Origin of the sequence: Prochlorococcus sp. MIT 0603, assembly GCF_000760215.1 — a bacterium.
In the GTDB taxonomy this organism is placed as follows: Bacteria; Cyanobacteriota; Cyanobacteriia; order PCC-6307; family Cyanobiaceae; genus Prochlorococcus_E.
Genome location: NZ_JNAW01000002.1, coordinates 696,504 through 716,379, shown reverse-complemented (window position 1 = coordinate 716,379; position 19,876 = coordinate 696,504). Strand labels below are relative to the sequence as shown.

Annotated in this window: 20 protein-coding genes; 4 read left to right on the top strand and 16 right to left on the bottom strand. The window is 35.9% G+C overall.

What is annotated here, in order from left to right:
- Positions 1-51: 51 nt before the first annotated feature.
- On the bottom strand, positions 52-1,296 hold the full coding sequence (locus EV07_RS05470) for an MFS transporter (protein ID WP_036918324.1): 1,245 nt from the start codon (positions 1,294-1,296) through the stop codon (positions 52-54).
- Here EV07_RS05470 and EV07_RS05465 point away from each other — a divergent pair.
- Positions 1,278-2,900: an alpha/beta hydrolase gene (locus EV07_RS05465; RefSeq protein ID WP_241434001.1), complete on the top strand. Its 1,623-nt coding sequence runs from the start codon at positions 1,278-1,280 to the stop codon at positions 2,898-2,900. The two genes, EV07_RS05470 and EV07_RS05465, sit on opposite strands and share 19 nt — an antisense overlap.
- Here EV07_RS05465 and EV07_RS05460 read toward each other — a convergent pair.
- The 11 genes from EV07_RS05460 to EV07_RS05415 all read right to left on the bottom strand — a co-directional run bounded on the left by EV07_RS05460 (position 2,890) and on the right by EV07_RS05415 (position 12,084).
- Entirely contained in the window at positions 2,890-3,909 is a 1,020-nt protein-coding gene (locus EV07_RS05460; protein WP_036917993.1) for an ABC transporter permease, read from the bottom strand. The genes EV07_RS05465 and EV07_RS05460 overlap by 11 nt on opposite strands.
- Positions 3,902-5,503, bottom strand: a complete 1,602-nt coding sequence (locus tag EV07_RS05455) for an ABC transporter substrate-binding protein (protein WP_036917991.1) — start codon at positions 5,501-5,503, stop codon at positions 3,902-3,904. The genes EV07_RS05460 and EV07_RS05455 overlap by 8 nt, the downstream gene beginning before the upstream one ends.
- Before the next feature lie 42 nt (positions 5,504-5,545).
- A complete protein-coding gene (locus EV07_RS09860) occupies positions 5,546-5,722 on the bottom strand; it encodes a hypothetical protein (protein WP_193742713.1) in 177 nt (58 codons plus the stop codon).
- Positions 5,723-5,860: 138 nt separating this feature from the next.
- Positions 5,861-7,177, bottom strand: a complete 1,317-nt coding sequence (locus tag EV07_RS05450) for a homoserine dehydrogenase (protein WP_036917989.1) — start codon at positions 7,175-7,177, stop codon at positions 5,861-5,863.
- Positions 7,178-7,217: 40 nt separating this feature from the next.
- On the bottom strand, positions 7,218-7,667 hold the full coding sequence (locus EV07_RS05445; RefSeq protein ID WP_036917987.1) for a SufE family protein: 450 nt from the start codon (positions 7,665-7,667) through the stop codon (positions 7,218-7,220).
- A 50-nt stretch (positions 7,668-7,717) separates the two neighbouring features.
- Positions 7,718-8,299, bottom strand: a complete 582-nt coding sequence (locus tag EV07_RS05440; protein WP_036917986.1) for a 5-formyltetrahydrofolate cyclo-ligase — start codon at positions 8,297-8,299, stop codon at positions 7,718-7,720.
- Positions 8,300-8,348: 49 nt separating this feature from the next.
- On the bottom strand, positions 8,349-8,813 hold the full coding sequence (gene ruvC / locus EV07_RS05435; protein WP_036917984.1) for a crossover junction endodeoxyribonuclease RuvC: 465 nt from the start codon (positions 8,811-8,813) through the stop codon (positions 8,349-8,351).
- A gap of 7 nt (positions 8,814-8,820) precedes the next feature.
- Positions 8,821-9,909 carry a magnesium chelatase ATPase subunit I gene (gene bchI, locus EV07_RS05430; RefSeq protein WP_036917982.1) on the bottom strand — a complete coding sequence of 363 codons (1,089 nt, stop codon included), beginning with the start codon at positions 9,907-9,909 and terminating at the stop codon, positions 8,821-8,823.
- A gap of 341 nt (positions 9,910-10,250) precedes the next feature.
- Positions 10,251-10,922 carry an IMS domain-containing protein gene (locus EV07_RS05425; RefSeq protein ID WP_036917980.1) on the bottom strand — a complete coding sequence of 224 codons (672 nt, stop codon included), beginning with the start codon at positions 10,920-10,922 and terminating at the stop codon, positions 10,251-10,253.
- 20 nt (positions 10,923-10,942) lie between these two features.
- A complete protein-coding gene (locus tag EV07_RS05420; protein WP_036917978.1) occupies positions 10,943-11,689 on the bottom strand; it encodes an RNA methyltransferase in 747 nt (248 codons plus the stop codon).
- A 2-nt stretch (positions 11,690-11,691) separates the two neighbouring features.
- The gene (locus tag EV07_RS05415) at positions 11,692-12,084 is read right to left on the bottom strand and encodes a c-type cytochrome (RefSeq protein ID WP_036917976.1); all 393 of its coding nucleotides are present in this window, start codon (positions 12,082-12,084) and stop codon (positions 11,692-11,694) included.
- Between the two features lie 56 nt (positions 12,085-12,140).
- Here EV07_RS05415 and petG point away from each other — a divergent pair, with 56 nt between their 5' ends.
- Positions 12,141-12,260 carry a cytochrome b6-f complex subunit V gene (petG, locus tag EV07_RS05410; RefSeq protein ID WP_036917974.1) on the top strand — a complete coding sequence of 40 codons (120 nt, stop codon included), beginning with the start codon at positions 12,141-12,143 and terminating at the stop codon, positions 12,258-12,260.
- Here petG and rsmD read toward each other — a convergent pair.
- The 4 genes from rsmD to EV07_RS05390 all read right to left on the bottom strand — a co-directional run bounded on the left by rsmD (position 12,241) and on the right by EV07_RS05390 (position 15,193).
- Positions 12,241-12,843 (bottom strand): 16S rRNA (guanine(966)-N(2))-methyltransferase RsmD, encoded by a 603-nt coding sequence (rsmD, locus tag EV07_RS05405; protein WP_072013330.1) that lies wholly within the window; start codon positions 12,841-12,843, stop codon positions 12,241-12,243. The genes petG and rsmD overlap by 20 nt on opposite strands.
- Positions 12,840-13,481, bottom strand: a complete 642-nt coding sequence (hisH, locus tag EV07_RS05400) for an imidazole glycerol phosphate synthase subunit HisH (protein WP_036917973.1) — start codon at positions 13,479-13,481, stop codon at positions 12,840-12,842. Before hisH ends, rsmD begins: the two co-directional genes overlap by 4 nt.
- A 35-nt stretch (positions 13,482-13,516) precedes the next feature.
- Entirely contained in the window at positions 13,517-13,840 is a 324-nt protein-coding gene (gene trxA, locus EV07_RS05395) for a thioredoxin (RefSeq protein ID WP_036917971.1), read from the bottom strand.
- Between the two features lie 195 nt (positions 13,841-14,035).
- Complete coding sequence (locus tag EV07_RS05390) at positions 14,036-15,193, bottom strand: GuaB3 family IMP dehydrogenase-related protein (protein ID WP_036918320.1); 1,158 nt, start codon at positions 15,191-15,193, stop codon at positions 14,036-14,038.
- Positions 15,194-16,034: 841 nt separating this feature from the next.
- Between EV07_RS05390 and gyrA the strand changes: the two genes are divergently transcribed.
- Positions 16,035-18,650 carry a DNA gyrase subunit A gene (gyrA, locus tag EV07_RS05385; protein WP_036917969.1) on the top strand — a complete coding sequence of 872 codons (2,616 nt, stop codon included), beginning with the start codon at positions 16,035-16,037 and terminating at the stop codon, positions 18,648-18,650.
- Complete coding sequence (crtL, locus tag EV07_RS05380; protein WP_152557555.1) at positions 18,647-19,876, top strand: lycopene beta cyclase; 1,230 nt, start codon at positions 18,647-18,649, stop codon at positions 19,874-19,876. Before gyrA ends, crtL begins: the two co-directional genes overlap by 4 nt.

Below are 19,876 nucleotides of genomic sequence, written 5' to 3'. Positions count from 1 at the left end.
ATTTACTATTCTTACATATTTAAATACTAAGTATTTCTTAATCTAATAAATTTATGCTAACTTGATTTTATTTATTAAAGGGTATACTAGTAAACAGCATATGCTTGTAGCTAACCATAGAATCATGCCATCTCCAGTTTCATCTATTATTCTACCTGCTATTAATGGAAATACTAAGAAGCTAATTCCAAAACATTGTGAGTAGATAGCCATTGACAAACCTCGAAAACTTTTAGGAGATATTTGAACTATTGATTCAGTGGCAGTTGGCAAGAACATTGCAATTCCAATAGAAATAGGAACTAAACCAACTATCATTAATATCAGACCATTATAGTAAAAACTTGAAAGTGAAAGCAGTAAACATCCAACCATAAAGTTAATTGTGCTAAGTCTTAATCCATATTTAATATTCTTTTTGGATAGCCATTTGCCAATGGGCCATTGTAATAATAATAATAATATAAGTTTGTAGGCTATAACCCATCCTATTAGATTGCTTTCTATTCCCGGTCTGTTAATCCCTCCTTTTACTAGGTCAAGTTGAAGTCCGATTTGCATTAGAGATAGTATGCCAGTGCTTAATATGCTTAATACCAACATTGGAGAAAGTGTTTTTATTAAATTAATTATTTCCGAATAGTTTTTTATTATCATATTTGAACTATTTATATTTGGATTGACTCTGCTGACTGGAAGTATTTGCTTGGAATCCTTATCTTCGAGCAATGCGAGTAAAATAAACATACAGCATATTTCTATCAAATAAATTGACCTTAAATAGCCAATTGATGCAGAAACTGAGCCTAGTAAAACACCTATGCTGACTCCTAGAGCGTCAGCTGTACGAGCTAGTGCAAACCCTTTACCAGACTGACCTTCTTTGCAGGAAATTGGGATAGCTATTTCGACAGAAGGCCAATAAATACCTGCAGCCCCCCCAAGGAATAATTCACCGAAGATGTAGGCTTGCTTCGTATAGGCTGTAAAAAGAATAAGATCAGCTGTAATTGCTAATAGGGCAGCTATCCTTAATGGGATAGAAAATCCAGTTCCCCTGTCAAGGAAAATGCCAGTTGTTAGTCTTGTAAATGTTCCTGCTGCTGCAGCTGCACAAAAACCTAATCCAATTTGAGTTGCACTAAAAGATAGATTATTAAATACAAGAGGAGTTAGGTATAGAACACCTCCAGCTCCAATTGAAGCTAATAATCTACAAGTTGTGATTCTGCGCAGCTTTGAGGGAAACTGATTCCACCATTGTTTGAGAGTTGTCGTTGCCTTTAAGAAGCTCAATACGAAGAATAATTGTTAGTTGCTTGGTTGCCACTATTGGTACAATCAATTGCTTTGGAAGCCATTTATATGCAGCTGAAAGGGTGGAGTTTCATTTTGATGGAATGACTATTCCTATTCCAATAGACGAATTGAATCTTTGGAATAGAGGTTTAAATGACAAAGATCTCGATGATTTAAAGGCTAATTCAGAACTAGCTTTTTGGCTTAATATGCTTGGCTTTAAAAGTAGAGCTGCATTATCAGAATTCTTAGAAGCTCCTCTAATTAAAGATAAAAGTATGGCTAGACAACTCCTTAGGAGTTGGGCAGGACGCAAGTTGTTAGACGAAATCAGTGATCTTGTTGTAATAGATGATGATAATAGTGGTATAAAGCTTTTTAATACTTTAGAGACTCTCCTTGAGGATCAGGAGGAAGTTTCATTATTAGATCTTTTAAAGGGATTATCTGCAGAGGTTGTACATTTTGATTTAGATGGCTGGCTCCTTGTTTTATCTAATTGGCGAAATGAATTGCAGAAGCAGCAAAAATTATTGACAGATTTAAGAAGTTTTTCTTCTAATATAAATTTGTTGAAAGTTGATAAAAGTTCTGAAGATGATTTAAAGGAATCGTTAAAAGAGACTTTGAAAATAAAGGTATCTCATCGATCTGAAGATTTAGAAGTTGAGATTTGGAAACCATTAGCAAGAAGTTCCTCAAGAGATAATTGGATTGCTTTTATGCCTGGTTTAGGAGGAGACCAAAGTCATTTTCGTTGGCTTGCTAGAAGTCTTAGTCATCGAGGCTGGGAGGTTGTTGTCCTTGATCATCCTGGAAGTAATGCAAAAGCAATGCATTCTTTTGTTGAAGGTAGCAATCCTGTACCAGGAGGAGCAGAAGTATATCCTTATCGCTTAGCTGATTTAAAAGCAGTCTTAAATGCCAAGGAAAAAGGAATACTCAATTTAAAGGGGAAGAGAGTTGTCTTAATGGGACATTCTCTAGGAGCTTTAACGGCATTTTTGGCTTCTGGTGCCACCCCTCAGGCAGGTTTGGCTGCAAGATGTAATTCTGCATTAAATGATCTTTCAATTACTAATCTTTCTAGACTTTTACAGTGTCAATTAGTAGATGTGCCTTTGGCAAAAGAAGATAAAATTTTTGATTTATCTGCAATTATTGGTATCAATAGCTTTGGTAAATTATTGTGGCCAGAGCCTTTAAGTGCAAAAATAAATGTACCTATTTTTTTAACAGGTGGAACTTTTGATCTTGTTACTCCAGCTCTCTCAGAACAATTAGGCCTTTTTCTTTCGGCTAAGTCTAATAAATTAAGTAGGGTTTTAATTATTGAAGGTGCTAGCCATTTTTCCCCTATTAGAGTTGATGATCAAAATAAGCAATTAAAAGAAACAGATATATATCAAATTAGTGATATTTTGGTTGGTTCACACCCTTTTTCAGTACAAAGCTTATTAGCGAAGGAAATAATAAACTTCCTTGATAATTTGGAACAAAATAAATCTGTTCCTGTATTGATGAATAATGTCACAACAGATTTAAGATTTCATTTACTTGACCGTAATATTGTTACTAAAGTAAAAAATATTAGTAATTAATTCTTGGATCTATAAAAGCAATAATTAGATCTACCACTAAACTAATTAGTACTACAAGGCCTGAAATCACAATGACAATACCCTGAACTGTTGGATAATCTCTTTGGCTTATTGCTTCTTTTAAACCTAGTGCAATCCCAGGCCATGAGAATGTTACTTCTATTAAAAGTGCACCTCCTATCAATGATGCAATTGTCAGTCCAGCAATCGTTAGAACGGGTAATAAAGCATTAGGTAAAGCATGAATTAAAATTATCTTATACTTTTTAATGCCTCTACTTCTTGCGGCTTGAATATAATTAGCGTTTAGTACTTTTCCTAGATTTATTCTTAGAGACCGGCTGAATATACCGCTTAATAGGAGACCTAATGTGCTTGCGGGTAAAACAAGATGTCTAATTGCACCTATTAATGCATCTATATTTCCACTTTTAAGGCTATCTAATATTATGAAGCCACTGCCTTCTGGTTGCATCAATAAAGGTGGAAAGCGACCTCCTACTGGAAGCCAACCTAGAACAACTGAGAAGAAAATTTGAATTACCATTGCAGCCCAAAAGGGCGGTAATGCATAGGTGCCAATCCCAAATAAACGACCTGCAAGATCTGTCTTCCCTTCTGGTATGGCAATGCTGGTAAAGCCAACACAAAAACCAAGTATTGAAGCAATTAACAATGCCGAAATCCCTAGCTCTAAACTGGCAGGTAAGGTTTTTGCAATTATTGCCTGAACGGGTTCTTGATTGCTAAGTGATTGACCTAAATCTCCATGGATAAGGTTATTTAGGTATTGAAAATATTGATTTATTAAAGGTATATCTAAACCAAGCCTTGCCCTTAGAGCTTCTCTTGCAGCATTGTCTGCACGGTTACCTAAAATTGCATCTACTGGATCTCCAGGAGCCACTCGAAGTAATAAAAAAACTAAAGTAGAAATTAGCCATAGCATTATTGGGGTTAAAGCCAATCTGCTTAATGAGTATTGAAGTAATGCTTTGGATCTATTCATTTGTCTTGACGATTTTATGAAGAAGAAGCCTTCCGCTTCCATCAAATTCAGGTTTAGTTAAGTTGTTTTGGAACCAAACTCTTTGTCTAAGAAGCCATATTGGTAAAAGAGCAGCTCCATCTGATGCTATATCCTCAGCCTTTTGGAGCTCTTTGAGTCTTTCATTCCCTTGTAGAGACTCACTTCTTTCTAGAGATTCTTGCAGGTCGCTATTTGTCCAAAAAGTTCCTCCAGATACTGCTTCCCCTTCTTTACAGCTTTCGAAACTGATTTTTTTGCAATCAAGTAGAGGGGATAAGTAAGCGTATGGATCTGGATAGTCCCCAGTCCAATCTAGAATTACTGCTTGGTGAACTCCATCGGCAAGTTGTTTATATACAGTTGTTGACTCAACTCCATTCAGTGAAATCTCCAAACAATTAGACAAATCACGTTTAACTTGTTCTTTCCATGTAAGGGCTAAAAGCTTATCTGAAGGTACATTTGATCTAAATGTTAGAGGTAGCTTCAGTTTTTTGGTTTTGCAATATCCTGCTTCTTCAAATAATTTAGAGGCAATATTAATATTGTATTTTGGCCAAGGTGAAGTGCTTCGGCTCCATAAGAATCGAGGTGTTAATGATCTTAAAGGCTTCCTTAACCCATAGCTTACCTGTTTAGAAATTAACTCTCTATCCAAAGAATGTAAGAGTGCTTTTCTAATTGCATTTTTTGAAAGTAATTCTGAATTTGTTCGAAATGCTATATATCCAATTTGCATAGGAGTAGTCTCTACTTGCTGCAAAACACTATTGATAGATAATCTATTTAATGCAAGTCTATGACCATCTTCTATAGAATTAGATAATAATATATCTACTTGACCTGTTTTAATTGCACTGAAAAGTGCTGTTGATGTATTTAAACTAATATAATTCACACCTTGATTTTTTGCTTTTTCGCCCCAATATTCCTTAAAAGGTTCAATGATTTGTTTTTCTGGCGTATAACTAACTAATTTATAAGGTCCAGTCCCAATGAAATTATCATGTAGGAATTTATCAGTATTTTCCGAGTATGAACTTGGTGAAACTGGTGTAAGGTTTATGGAAGATAAGAGTCCTTTGATAGAGCTTGAAGGCCTGGAAAGATTTATTTTTAAAAGAAATTTTTCAGGTGTTTCAATAGAATTAATTCTATCATCAATAACATAATTAAGTGTTCCTATATTTATAAAGCGATTGATGGTAAATGCCATTGCCTTAGCATCAAACTGAGTCCCATCATGAAACAAAACATCATTTCTCAACTCTATAGAAACTGTTAATCCATCTTTGCTAATCTTTGGAACTGACTTTGCTAGTATTGGCTCAATAATACCTTTGGAATTGATACGATATAATGTATCTCCTAGGCTGCTAATTAATTGAATTGCAAGTAATTTGTAAGCCTGTGCTGGATCAATAGATTCAATCTTCCCTTTGCTGGCTATAATTACTTTGTTTTCCGAAATACTTTTAGCACACGAAATTTGAGTTAAAAGTAATATTAATACTCCCAATTTTGCTAATGGACTTAAATTTTTTAATGTGTCAGACTTGTATTTGAAATGCATTTAATGATTTTCATTGATTTCTGTTGGAATAAGAAGAAGTATCTATTGAGCAGCTACCTTTTGAATTGGTACTTCAAACACAGGAGATCCCGCTGGCAGCATTGGCCAGCGCCTTACCCAGCATTTTTTATGTTCAGTATCTACGCCTATTACTTGAAAAAGGCTTTCTTCATCTAATAGCTTTACACAATCACCTTGATTAAGGGTTTCTGGAGGCATTGGCTCAGCTTAGAATACTAATTTTAATTCCCTTGCCCACTGAGGATTTCAAATAGGAAAGAGGATTTATAAGTTGAGATTTTCCCAACATATATATATTTAACAATATTTCCTGTTATATGCCATAAATGACTTTGTTTAAAGACAACTCAAATGAGAGGCGATTTTTATTACGTCATTTAATTGTTCTATTTTCTGTAATGAATCAGAAATTTGCCCTTTGCTAACTTTGTGAGTTATTACAATTATTTCTGCTTGAGAATTCATTGAATCAAATTGAACTATTGATTGAATAGAAACTTGATTCTCCCCAAAAATACTTCCTATATTACCAATTACACCTGGAGTGTCTTTAGTAATTAACCTCAAATAGTTTTTTTGGGGAATGTCTCTGGGATCAGCTAAAAAACATTTTCTCCAGCTAAATGCCGACAATAGTGGATCTAGTGACTTTTTAACGTCTTGGGTAAGTTCTATCCCAACAATGTTCAGTATGTCAGCCACTACAGCTGATGCCGTAGGACCAGCTCCTGCACCAGGGCCATAAAACATTACTTCGCCTATAGGGTCACCTTCTATAAGAATAGAATTATTTACTCCATTAACTGCTGCCAAGGGATGGGCTTGGGGAACAAGGGTTGGCTCTACACTTAAAGCCAAAGCTATAGAAGAATTAATTGGTTCCTTGTCGACTAAATGTTGAGCAGTTGCAAGTAATTTGACTTCATATCCCAGTTGCTTGGCATAATTAATATCAATATTTTCTAGATTGCTTATTCCTTTGGTGGGTATCTTTTCTCGCTCAATTGCACCACCAAATGCAAGACCACTCAATATTGCAATTTTATCTGCGGCATCATGTCCATCGACATCAGCTTCAGGATCGGCTTCTGCATATCCAAGATCTTGAGCTGCTTTCAAAACATCTTGATACTTAGCACCATCTTTAGTCATTTGGCTAAGAATGAAATTGGTTGTTCCATTAATTATCCCAGTTACTTTTTTGATTCTGTTGCCTCCTAGAGATTGCTTTAATGGCTCAATAATTGGGATGCCTCCACCTACAGCTGCTTCAATCAGTACGTATACACCTGCATTATTAGCTTCATTTGAAATTTCTTGACCATATCTAGCTATAACAGCTTTGTTAGCTGTAACTACAGATTTGCCAGATTTTATAGCACTTAAGATAATACTTCTTGCTGGTTCGATACCACCAATCGCTTCCACAACGATTTGAACATTGGGATCATTTACCACTTCGAATGGATCATCAGTAAGTATTGAAGAATCTATCTGTATATTTCTAGTACGGTTTAAATCCTTTACGGCTATTCTCGAGATGTAAATACTTGACAGTAGAGGGTTTCGCCCTTCTGGGGAACCGATAATATTCGCTACACCAGTTCCAACAGTTCCAAGACCGAGGAGTCCAATACCAATTTTTTGAGTCATGGTTTTAATTATATAGTGATGGTTTTTTCTACAGGTCTATTTACTTATTAAAAGATTGAGCTTGGGATTTCATTTTAAGAAAAATATTCATAAATCCATTTACTCTTGAGGGCGTAAGGCTATTACTTAGACCTGTTGCTGGGATGAAATTGGGATCGATATTTAGGACTTCTTTTGGAGTTAAGTTGTTAAGGCCTTTAATTAAAAAAGAGAGCATGCCTTTAGTGATAAGTGCATCTGAATAGCCTTCCCAGAATAATTTCCCGTTCTTAAGCTGACCGATAACATATACCTGGGAAATACAACCTCTGACTTTGCTGGATTCATTTAATGATTCCAGTGGGAGAGATGGCAGATGCTTTGCTAAATAAAGTAAATATTCATAGCGGATACGAGGATTGGAACATGATTGCAATTTTGCTACGATCTTATTTAATTCATCACTTCCAAAATTATCCTTATTTGGATCATTAACTGTCGACTGAGTCATAAAGTGAAATTGCAGTAATGAATAATCCTTTAAGCATAGTATCTGTCTGACTAGAGTTTTAAATTTTCTATTTCCAATATCTCTTTTTCGTTGATCCATCCATTAAAAGGAATATCCCAATTATCTCTAGGCAATAAGGAATCTGTTATACAAGCTTTTGGAGTGATTACGAAAGCCGGAGTTTTCGACCAAATGGGTTTCATTCTTAGACGATCAAAACATCCACCTCCATATCCTAATCGGATTCCGTTTTGATCAATTGCCAAAGCTGGTACAAGAAGAAGATTAAGATCTTGTGGGTGAAGGGGTGGTTCTGATATAGGCGCTGGAATGCCATATGAGTCTTTACCTAAGGGGGTGTTTGTCCATCGGTGGTAACTAATTGAACCTCTACTATGTCCAACAGGTAAAGCTAGAGCGATTTTAGGAATGTTTTTTAAACTTGTTAAATCAACTTCTCCAGCTAAAGGCCAGTAGATCCCTATCATTAATCTTGATGAAGTTTCTAAAGCTAAACTGTTTATATACTCTTTAACTTTTATAAGAATAAAATCCTGTGCCAATGATATATTTTCCATCCTAATAGCTCTATATTTCTTTCTAGCTTCTTTTTTTTGCTTGTATGTATTCATTTAACTAAATGTTTAATTAATTACTTTATATAGCTTGTTTTGATAAGTTCTATTTTTGAAAATAACCTGTAAGAGCTATGGCCAGAGCATCTGCTGCGTCATCAGGCCTAGGTGGAGTTTCAAGATTTAATTCTCTCATTACTGCTTCTAATACTTCATCTTTTTTTGCATGACCGTAGCCTGTCACAGCAAGTTTGATTTGCATTGGTGGAAACTCTAATATTGGTATATCAAAACTAGCTAGTGTCATTAACAAAACACCTCTAGCTTGAACCACACTAATTGTTGTACTGGACTTATAGAAAAAAAACTTTTCCACCGCTGCTAAATCTGGTCTCCATTGCTCTATTAATTCACTCAAGTCTTTCTTGATTTCCAACATTCTCTTCCCTTCATTGAGACTTTTGCTTGTTTTGATTATTCCACAATCAAGCATTTTTGTTCTACCAAGTGTCACATCTATAAGGCCAAACCCAACTCTTGCCAGCCCTGGATCAATTCCAAGAATGATCACAATGCCATTACTCCGCTGAAGCTAATTCGAATTCATTGAGAGTGTTTTGATCGCTTCTTTCAAATATTTTGCAAAAAGCCTTTATAACTCTATCTCCTGAATCGATTTGTTCTAACGGATCTTTTCTAAGTCTGTGCCTAAGAGAGCAAGAAATAACTCGGGCAACATCGTCTTCAGTGACTTCTGAGCGCCCTTCAAATGCAGCGAGAGCTCTTGCAGATCGGTTTGTGACAATATCTCCTCTTAAACCGTCCACATCAAGTTCACCACAAATAGCTGAGATTTTAAGGCGAAGGTCATCATCGATCTCAACTTTTTGAAGTAGCTCTTGAGCAGAGAGAACTTTGTTCTGAAGAGCTTCCTGAGATGCCTCAATAGCAGAGGTGAACGCGTCAGGATCATTGTCAAATGCTGTTCTTTGATCAACAACTTGAACTCTCAGTTCTGGCTCCCTAACTGTACGAACCTCCACACTCATTCCAAAACGGTCAAGAAGTTGTGGCCTTAATTCGCCTTCTTCTGGATTTCCTGAACCAATAAGGACAAATCTAGCTGGATGCCTTATAGAAATACCTTCTCGCTCAACCGTATTCCATCCAGAAGCTGCTGAATCAAGAAGCACATCAACAAGATGATCATCCAAGAGATTTACTTCATCTACATACAAAAGGCCTCTATTTGCTTTTGCTAGCAGTCCTGGTTCAAAAGCTCTTACTCCTTCACTTAATGCTTTCTCGATGTCAATTGTTCCGCATAAGCGATCCTCAGTTGCACCTAGTGGCAGGTCAACCATTGGTACCTGGGCTTTCTCCGTAATTGGAACTTCTCCTTGATCAATTAATCCCTTGACTTCTGAACTTTGGAGATCAGGATCATCTGGGGAACTGTTGTATGGGTCTCCTTGTACTACGGTAATTTCGGGTAGGAGGTCTGCCAAGGCTCTAATTGTGGTTGATTTCCCTGTACCACGATCTCCCATAATCATCACCCCGCCAATGCGAGGGTCAATTACGTTGAGAAGAAGAGCAAGCTTCATCTCTGCTTGTCCAATTACTGCTGCAAAGGGGAAAACCCTGCGCTTCCGAGGTGAACTCACTTTTTGATATTTTGTCTTGAAGAAGATTGTTTCACAATTGGGATACCTAGAACTTGTTTTTTTAGTAAAAGGTTGATATAGCAATCTTTAAGGAAATCCATGAAAGCCCAAATGGATTTCATGATCAACAAAATGCTTGAACCGATGACTAAGTTGGTAGGTTGCATCTAATATGCTAATTAAGATAATAATTTTAAATTAAGTTTTTCTGATAAACCATTAAATCATCATACTATTTCCTATTCATATCTTGAATAAATTTCGAACCCTTATGAATTATCTAATAGATGATTTTATATTTCTATATAGCTTTGATGTTTAACTAAAACAATGCATTTATATTATTTAATATTATAAAAGTCAAGAAGCTTCCATTTGCCTTTGATTTTACCTAATATGTATTTGATCTTCAAAGAAGTAAGATTTGTTTCTTTAATGACCTCACCATATTTGCTTATCCTTTTGTCATTATATTGAATTATAACATTAACCTCAATCCTTTTGTCGAGTTGTTCTTTTATTTCTAATGAATCTATTTTTGCATTTATAATTTGCTTCTCACCTGATAACATGTCTTTTCTTCTTTGCACTTTGACAATATTAACAAGTTTATTATCTGCTACTTTTAATAAATTGGAATTTTCATTTCCTGAAAGGATGTCAGATTTTGCTTTTAACCATTCTTGTATTAGGATCCTAATTTGAACTTCCGAAGGATATTTTTCTGTTAAATGGCTATAATCTTTTGTTGAATAGTTATTTTCATTACTTTTTATGCTCTTTTTAAAATATGGAATTGGATCTTTTAAATTCTCTTTTGGTTTAAATTGTTTTTGATTTTTACCAATATTTGAATCGCTTTTAGAATAATCTTTTGTAATTTCGTCTTTGTTAATCTTTAGTAGAGTGCCTGTTATTATTCCTAGACCTATACCGATTAAAATGAGATTAATTATATTTTTAATTAAATCGTTAAATTTAAATCTGTTGAATGAATCGTTATTATTTTCCAATTAGACTTCCCCGTCTTAAATTATAGATCCTGGTTTTTATTTTGAGAAAACCATCGTATTTGCCTTATCATACCTCTTATTAAAGCAATATCTTCACTTCTCGCTTCTGCCCTTTGCAATAACCCTTTTATTTTAGAAATTCGTGCTTGAGAAGTATGTTGTAGCAGAAAGCCTACTTCTAATAATAAGCTCTTAGTATCTTCTAAAAAATCATTAAGCTCTTTTGCTGAAGCAGGTTCAGCTTTTGATGATAATTTGTGTGAAAAATCTTTTTGAGAATATGAGGATAACTCATGGAGGACAATTCCCACAGCATGGGAGAGATTTAATGAAGGATATTGATGGGATGTTCTTAATGTTAGAACTTTTTGGGCCATTTGCAGTTCTGAATTTTTAAGACCTCTATCTTCGCGCCCAAAAATTATTGCAATAGGCTTTTGTGTGTTTTTTTCTAAAAGCCATTTCAATGCATTCTCTGAGGAATGGAGAGGAATATTTCCATGATCAATCCGACCACAAGTTGCAACTACACGACCACAATCATTAATAGCATCTATAAGATTTGAATAAATCGATACATTTTCTAGGAATCGTTTACCATGAACAGCCATCTTTATTGAATCAGTACTCATTGGATCGCATAGTGGTGAAACTAGTCGTAATTCATTTACATCAAAGTTTGCACAAAGTCTTGCTACACTTCCAATATTTATTTCTCCTAGTGGCTCAACAAGAATGATTTTTAGTTTATGAGTGTTTAGATTCACAGCTAAGAATTCAATGAATGAAGATAAACAAGTAGATCTGCCATTGATTGAGGTTCCATCTCAAAGCTGGGCATGGGAGGTGTAAGACCTTTTATAATTTGCTTGATAATTTTTTCGTCGTTTAAATCATCAGTCACATTATTTAGTTGAGGGCCTACAAATCCTTGCGCACTGATTCCATGACACCCTACGCAATTCATTCGAAAAAGCTTGCTGCCTTTATCTATAGACCCTGTGAGGCTAAGACTTTTTTCTATATATGGATCTTTCTTAGCATTGTTTATTAGTAAGAACAGAATTAAAAGACAAGAAATTCCACAGATTATTAATAAGGGAATCAAACCTCTTTTAAGGTTTTCTGCCTCAACTGCACCAATTGATGAAGTGCTTTTCACAAAAAGAGAGTTAACATGAAATAATTGTCATTAACAATCTAACTTTTTGCGAGCAAATGATTGAACCTCTACTCTGTGGAATTGTTTTAGGCTTAGTCCCTATCACTATTTTAGGTTTATTTGTGGCTGCATGGAATCAATATAGACGCGGCAGTGCTATGCCTGATTGGGAGTGAGAAGCATTAACCCTGTTTTCCCATAATTTTTTTGTTCGCTCATAATCCATTTAGAAGGCACTTTGATTTGATTGAAAATTGAAAACTCACATATTGCTAAGCATTCTTTTTCTACCCATTTACCTCTTAATAAGTTTTCAAGTGTCGAGCAATATGAGTCGCTTTTATAAGGTGGGTCTATATATATGAAATTAAATCGTGAGGGTTTTATTTGAATACGTTTATACATGTCTTCGGAATATTTTTCAAAGCCTTCCTTAAGGAATCTATTTGCCTCACTATTTATTACTTTAACAGATACTTTTTTATGAGATGCTTTATTCACAGTATAGAGATTTGATTTACATATTTGATATGCCTTTTTATTAATTTCAACTGCTAATACGGAGCTTGCTCCAGCTTGAATGGCCTCACACCCAATTACTCCACTGCCGCTATATAGATCAAGCCAGTTGGAATTAATAATTTTACTTCTGACAATATTCATTAATGATTCTCTTACAATTGATGTAGTAGGTCTGGTTGATTTCCCTATAGGACTTATAAGCTTTCTCCCACTTAATAAACGTAATTGTCCTGTCAATTTGACTTTAACCTCTCTTCTTTTGCCCAATTAAGCCAGCGAGTCAACAATTTCTGCCCAGACTTACCTGATTTTTCGGGATGAAATTGACAAGCTGAAAGCTTATCCTTCCATATAATTGCAGTAATTTTTTCTTCTCCAAAATTAACTGATGCAGCAATGTCTATATCTTCATCAGGTACGGCTGCGAATGAATGTACAAAATACATCCATTGAGGACCATCTTTTTTATCAAACAATGGGCATTGCTTGTGATGATTTAATAATGACCATCCCATATGAGGGATTAATTGATTTTGTTGCTCTGGTAGATGCTTTATTTTCCCCTTGATTAGCCCTAATCCCTCTAAAGTTCCTTCATCACTCGATTCGAATAAAAGTTGGAGCCCAAGACATATTCCCAAAAGAGGCTTATTGCTTTTATTCCACTCTTTTAATTTGGGAATGAGATTGGTTTGCTTAAGGTTTCTCATTGCTGGGTCAAATGCACCGACTCCAGGAAGAATCAATGCATGACATTCGTCTATATCTTTCTCTTCTTTTACTATCTTTAAGGGCTGATGAAGTCTTTTGAATGATTGCTCTACAGAATGTAGATTTCCCATCCCATAATCGATTAGACCAATATTAATATTCACTAAATCAGATAATTAAATTCTTTTGTTATTAAAAATCATAGATGCTTGGATATCGTGCTGGAAAGAGTGGCTTTAGGTACAGCGCCTACAACTGTATCAACTTTTTGCCCACCCTTGAAGATCATTAGTGTTGGAATACTGCGAATACCGTATTGACCTGCAACATTGGGATTTTCGTCTGTATTGAGTTTGCAAACTTTTATTTTGCCTTCAAAATCTTTTGAAATTTCATCAACAATAGGTGAAACCATCCTGCATGGACCACACCAGGGTGCCCAGAAGTCTACAAGTACAGGTATACTACTCTGGAGCACTTCCTGCTCGAATGAAGAATCGGTTACAGCAGCAGCGCTAGACATGAATTCAAAAACTAAAGAAAACTGTTTTTATATATTTATTTTGCCTGAAAAAATGATTCTTGCCATTACTTGTATTTGTTTGACCTTTAATTGGAATAAGTCTTTTGTATCTTCTAGGCTAATTGAAAAGGGCTTTAACCTTTGAGTCATTTCTCCATAAAAACTAACCGCAAATTTGTTGACAATTCTGATAAATCATTTGCCCATTCCAAGTTGTTGGGCCTTTTGATATACCTTCCCTTCCGATAGAAGCGATGGTGCTATGACTACCTCTACTTTTTGCATTTCTTTTATTGTTTGCGCACCAAGAGTCCCCATTGATGTTTTTAATGCACCCAATAAATTGTGAGTCCCATCGTCTAAGGTCGCTGGCCCACGAAGTATTTGCTTTATGCTTCCAGTTGACCCAACTTTTATTCTGGTTCCTCTTGGAAGTACTGGACTGGGCGTCGCCATCCCCCAGTGGAAACCATTGCCTGGAGCCTCATACGCTCTAGCAATAGGAGAACCGATCATTACGCCATCCGCTCCACATGCAATACATTTGCAAATATCTCCACCAGTAATAATTCCTCCATCGGCAATTATAGGTATATATTTTCCAGTCTCTTTTTGATAATCATCTCGTGCTGCTGAACAATCTGATACAGCAGTAGCTTGAGGTACTCCAACACCAAGAACTCCTCTAGATGTACATGCTGCACCAGGGCCTATTCCAACAAGAATTGCTGAAGCCCCTGCTTTCATTAGATTGATTGCTACTTCATAAGTTACACAATTGCCTACTATTACTGGTATGCCTAATGTTTTGCAAAGTTTAGAGATGTCTAGCTTTGTTTGATCCTTTTTCCCAATATGCTCAGTTGATACCACTGTTGCTTGAAGAAAAAATAGATCTGCTTGAGCAATTGATTCTTGAAAATTAAGTGCTGCAATAGGAGTTCCACTTACAGCTGCTACTCCTCCTTGGCCTTTGATTTCACTTATTCTTCTTTTTATCAAGTCTTCTTGTATGGGCTGACTATATATTTCTTGCATTAGCGGGACAAACTCGTTTTTGCCTATTGAAGAAATACGTTCTAATACCTTCTGAGGGTCCTCGTATCTGGTTTGTACTCCTTCAAGGTTCAATACTCCTAATGCACCAAGTCTCGAAAGTGTAACCGCCATATTTACATCCATCACACCATCCATTGCACTTGCGATAATTGGTATTTCGAGTTCTTTATTGCCTAGTAATAAGGTTGTCTCTGTGTTTTCTGGATCTACTGTTTTTCCTCCAGGTACGAGTGCTATTTCATCTATGCCATAAGCACGACGAACATGTTTTGAGTGGCCGAGTTGAATATCCAAGTTAGGTTTCAATCAATAGGTGTTCTGGAACACTACGAATAACAAAGTCTAATGCTTTGGTTGTTAGTAGTTGAACATTGTTCTAGGAGATTATCGGTATAGTGTTCGATCGTGAATGAAAAGTTTCTTAATCAGCATCTTTTTTAATAGCAAGAAGTATTGGATGTGTCATTGGGCGGTAGGTAAATAACTAATTTGCTTTTATCAATCGGAAGATTTAACTGAAGAAATATTGACAATTTAAAGTAAATTAATGCAGATCATATTTTATATTATATAAATTATTATACTCCAAATCATTTAAGGCTATAAATCTATAATATAAATGTAGCCATCTAATTAGAGGGAATTACTTGTTTTGAAAAAATCTTGATATTCTTTTGAATTTATTCTTTTTGGTAAAAATTTTACAACTTTAAATTAATAAAATATTTATCCTTCTAAATTTAAAAGAGAATAGATCATTATATTTAGTTCTAATAGGTCTATTGGCCCTTTCTTGATTTAATATTTCTTTCTATTCTTTTACGCTTTGGTTCTTCTTCTGGACAACACCCTCTAACTTTAGGCCTTAATTGACTTGCTTATTGTATTTAATTGTTGCTCTTAACATCCTCTTGTGCTCTTAAATCTTTCGAAGAAGACTCATCGTTGAAGGATGGTTTTATTGATTTACGAAAAGGGATAGCTTATCTTAAATGATATTTTTATTCGTACTCTTTAAGGCGCGTTTGCGCATGGCTTGTGATGAGATCAAATCATGTAGAAGAATTTGGTATTTTGTACTAACAATTAAGCTAGTTCCGAGATAAAATAGGCATATTTAATAAGAGTACCTTGTATGGCTGATCCTACGGAACCCAATTTAGGTGTTCCAGGCGAGTTTGAAGATCGGATCATCCAGACAGACCTGAGAAATGAGATGTCGCGTTCCTATTTGGAATATGCGATGAGTGTAATTGTTGGAAGGGCTTTGCCTGATGCAAGGGACGGTTTGAAACCTGTTCATCGTCGAATTCTTTATGCAATGTATGAATTAGGACTTACAAGTGACAGGCCTTATAGAAAATGTGCACGTGTCGTGGGAGAAGTCTTAGGTAAATATCATCCCCATGGAGATACTGCAGTCTATGACGCCTTGGTTCGTATGGCGCAAGATTTTTCTATGCAAATGCCCTTAGTAGATGGTCATGGGAATTTTGGTTCAATTGATAATGATCCTCCTGCCGCAATGAGATATACAGAATCTCGCTTAAGATCTTTAACTCAAGATAGTTTGCTTGAAGATATTGAGTCTGAGACGGTTGAATTCATTGATAATTTTGATGGTTCACAGCAAGAACCAACTGTTTTGCCTGCACGTATTCCTCAGCTATTGCTTAATGGCTCATCAGGAATCGCCGTAGGAATGGCCACAAATATACCGCCTCACAACCTTGGTGAGTTGATTGATGGTTTGATGACTTTGATTTCTAAGCCAGATTTAAACGATCAAGAGCTTATGAAAATTATTCCAGGACCAGATTTCCCAACAGGTGGACAGATCTTGGGAAGAAGTGGAATAAGGGATACATATTTAACAGGTAGAGGATCTGTGACCATGAGAGGGGTCGCTGAAATAGAGACTTTGGAAAGTCCTGGCAGGCCAGATAAGGATGCGATTGTAATAACTCAATTGCCTTATCAGACAAATAAAGCTGCTTTAATAGAAAGGATTGCCTTTATGGTTAATGATAAAAAGCTTGAAGGTATTTCAGATATAAGAGACGAAAGTGATCGTGATGGGATGAGGGTAGTTGTTGAACTGAGAAGGGATTCTTATCCTCAGGTTGTTTTAAATAATCTTTTTAAGCTAACACCTTTGCAGTCAAATTTTAGTGCAAATATGCTTGCGCTAGTTGATGGTGAACCTGTAACCTTGTCATTGTTAAAAATGCTTAAAGTCTTTTTAGACTTTAGGGTTGAAATAATAGAGAAAAGAACACGTTACTTGTTAAGGAAAGCAGAGGAAAGAAACCATCTTTTGTTAGGACTACTTCTTGCCTTAGATCAACTTGATGAGATAATCTCTTTAATCAGATCAGCTCCTGATGCATCTATTGCAAAGAAGCAACTTCAAGATATTCATGGATTAACTGATATACAGGCTGATGCTATTTTGCAGATGCAATTAAGAAGATTAACTGCTTTAGAGTCAGATAAGATAAGACTAGAGCATGAGGATTTACTTCGTAAAATCACCGACTTTAAAGATATTTTGTCTAATAAAACTAGAGTCTTGGATATTGTTAAAGTTGAATTATCTTCAATAAAAGAAAAATATTTACAGGAGCGTAGGACTGAAATACTTGATTTGGGTAGCGGACTTGAAGATATAGATTTAATAGCAAATGAAAGGTCTGTTGTATTGCTTACAGAAACTGGTTATTTAAAAAGGATGCCTGTTAATGAATTTGAATCTACTAGTAGGGGAACTAGAGGTAAATCTGGAACAAGAAGTCAAGGAGAAGAAGAAGTTAAACGTTTTATTAGTTGTAATGATCATGATAATTTGCTTCTCTTTAGTGCTAAGGGAGTTGCTTATTCTGTTCCTGCTTATCGTGTCCCTCAGTGTAGTAGAGCTGCAAAAGGTACTCCAGTAGTTCAACTTTTGCCAATCCCCCGTGAAGAAGCAATTACATCATTGATTTCTGTATCTTCATTTGATGAGGATAATCATTTGCTTATGCTCACCACTGGGGGCTTTATAAAAAGAACGCCAGTTTCAGCTTTTAGTAAAATCAGAGCCAATGGACTTATTTCTATAAATCTTGAAGAAGGAGACTCATTAAGATGGGTCAAATTAGCTTCAAGTGGAGATAGCGTTTTGATTGGATCGAGGACTGGAATGACTATTCATTTTCGTTTAAATGATAGTGAATTGAGGCCTTTGGGTAGAACAGCAAGGGGAGTTAGATCTATGAACCTTAGAAAAGCAGATTCATTGGTAAGTATGGATGTTTTATCTAAGGAGCTTGCCGATCGTATTGCTAATACCAATGTGGATGAAGAAATAGATTCATCGGGTGAATATGAAGGGCCTTGGGTCTTAGTTGCATCAGCTAATGGTTTGGGTAAAAGAGTTCCTGTGACGCAATTTCGATTACAAAAAAGAGCTGGTATGGGACTAAGAGCAATAAAATTTAGAAGTGAGCGAGATAAATTAGTAGGTTTAAAAGTATTAGACAAAGGGGAAGAATTGCTGTTGGTTAGCGAAAAAGGTGTGATTGTTCGTACTAGTGCTGATAAGGTTTCTCAGCAATCCAGGGCTGCCACTGGAGTGAGGCTTCAACGTCTTGATACAGGAGATCATTTAGCGGAAGTCGTTTTGGTACCTCCTTTGTTAGAAGAAGTGATTGAAAGCGAATCTTCAGGGTCAACTAATGATGTTGAAGTTGAAAACATAACTAAAGATTGAAATTGGAAAATTGTTCCGATGTATTGGTTATGGGTGCAGGACCAGCTGCCCTTTGCATAGCTTCAGAGTTGATTCAGCAAGGATTGGACGTAAGTGCATTAGCATCACATTCTCCCCAAAAACCATGGACTAATACTTATGGCATATGGGCAGAAGAACTTGAGTCTCTTGGCATGGCGTCACTATTAGGTCACCGCTGGAAAGACACTGTTAGTTATTTTGGAAATGGTGAGGGCTTTGATGGAGTGGATCCAATTTCTCATGATTTTGATTATGGGCTTTTTGATCAGGCTGCCTTTCAAAATGCACTTTTGGATAAATGTTCAGGTCTAGATTGGCTTATTGAAACAGCAGAAAGCATAAGATATGTCGAAAAAATTACTGAAGTAATTTGTACATCAGGAAATATTTATAGAGCCAGAATTGTTGTTGATGCAAGTGGACATAGAAGTCCTTTTATACGTCGACCTAATCATGGAGCAGTAGCTCAACAGGCAGCATATGGAGTTGTAGGAAGATTTAATTTACCGCCTGTAGAGAAAAATAGATTTGTTTTAATGGATTTTAGATCTAATCATCTAACAGAGAATGAATTGAAAGAACCACCTTCCTTTTTATATGCAATGGATTTTGGAGATGAATTATTTTTTGTAGAAGAGACCTCACTTGCATGTTCTCCCCCATTGTCTTGGAGTAAATTGAAACAACGTTTAATAGCAAGGTTGGCTAAGAGAGGGATAGAGATACAAGAGGTTTTAGATGAAGAACATTGCTTATTTCCAATGAATCTTCCTTTGCCTGATCGTGACCAGCCTATTCTTGCTTTTGGTGGATCTGCAAGCATGGTTCACCCTGCTTCTGGTTATATGGTTGGGGCTCTTTTAAGACGAGCTCCAGATTTGGCTAAAGTATTGTCTCAGTCAATGTCAATTGAGCCAGCTTTGAATTCAGCTAAATTGGCAGAAAAAGGTTGGAAGGTTTTATGGACAAAAGAACTAGTGCAAAGACATCGTTTATATCAGTTTGGCTTAAAACGTTTAATGAGTTTTGATGAGGCATTGTTAAGAAGTTTCTTTGCAACTTTCTTTCGACTGCCTAAGGAGGATTGGTCTAGATTTTTGGCTAACACACTCCCTTTGCCTCAGTTGATTTTGGTTATGCTAAGGCTTTTTACTATTTCACCTTTAAAAGTAAAGTTAGGAATGATTGGCTTGGTTAAAGTCTAA